The organism is Bradyrhizobium sp. Kon56 (genome assembly GCF_055807635.1).
The window spans coordinates 1-1,184 of the sequence record NZ_JBVVOU010000098.1; the positions used below are offsets into that span (position 1 = coordinate 1).

Below are 1,184 nucleotides of genomic sequence, written 5' to 3' on the forward strand. Positions count from 1 at the left end.
CTTTGCCCACCCTTGTAATAGCGCGATCAGTTATTCTCGACCTGTTCCGTGAGGAATGGCCTGCCGCGGTTTGCACCCCGCGACAGGCCGCTGGCGATCGGATCGAGCCCACCCAGAGCAGTTGTGGCTGCCCCGTAGCGTGATCGCGTCAGCACCTTCATCGGACCCGGATGGTTGCCGGAACAACTTGGTTCGCTTCACAAGGCAGGGTCGACGAAGATGACACAGACTAACATAACGACGGCCGGGATCGATACGTCCAAGGCCAAGCTGGACGTCGCGGTTCATGGTCGAACCGAGCGCTGGCAGGTCGCCAATGCGTTGCCGGGTTGGCGCGCTCTGGCAGCAAACCTGGCCAAGGCCGGCGTCACACGGATCGGGATCGAGGCCACTGGCGGCTATGAACGTGGCGTGGTGGAGCATTTGCGATCGGCCGGCTTTACCGTGCTGTTGCTGCAGCCGCTTCAGGTCAAGGCGTTCGCCAAGGTCCATTTGCGCCGGGCCAAGAACGATGCGCTCGACGCCGTATTGATCGCCGCCTGTGCTGCGGCGCTCGATCCCCCTGAGATCGCGCCGGATCCGCGATTGACGGAATTGGCCGACTATCTGACCTTTCTTGAGCAGATCGAGGAAGACATCCGGCGCTTCAAGACCCGTCTCGAGCACATCGACGAGCCTGCGTTGCGACGCATCGTCGACAGCGACATCACCCGGTTGAAGGCACGCAGGGCGGCGCAGATTCGTGACATTGCCAAGCGCCTTCGTGCCTACGACGACTTGGCCAAGCGGCTCAAGCTGGTGCTGAGCGTTCCCGGCATCGGCGAGCGGACGGCGCTGGCGATCGTCATCCGCATGCCCGAGCTCGGTCGCGTCAGCCGGGAGCAAGCCGCAGCCCTGGCCGGGTTGGCTCCCTTCGATGCTGATAGCGGACAGCACAGAGGGCAGCGCAAAATCGCCGGAGGCCGCAGCCGCCTGCGGCGCTCCCTATTCGCCGCCGCCCTTCCAGCTGCCTTCCGTTGGAACAAGGCTCTGATCGCGCTGTATGCCCGCCTCATGGCAAACGGCAAAGTCCATAACGCAGCGCTCATCGCCTGCGCCCGCAAGCTCCTGATCTACGCCAATACTGTCGTGCAACGGGGCACGCCCTGGATCGAAAAAGCCGCCTAGCCTTTAATGGTTGCTAC

General features: G+C 63.2%; 1 protein-coding gene. It reads left to right on the plus strand.

Annotation, left to right across the window (positions count from 1 at the left end):
- Positions 1 to 219 precede the first annotated feature (219 nt).
- Positions 220 to 1,167: an IS110 family RNA-guided transposase gene (locus AC0L3B_RS38110; protein WP_007591328.1), complete on the plus strand. Its 948-nt coding sequence runs from the start codon at positions 220 to 222 to the stop codon at positions 1,165 to 1,167.
- Positions 1,168 to 1,184: the final 17 nt, after the last annotated feature.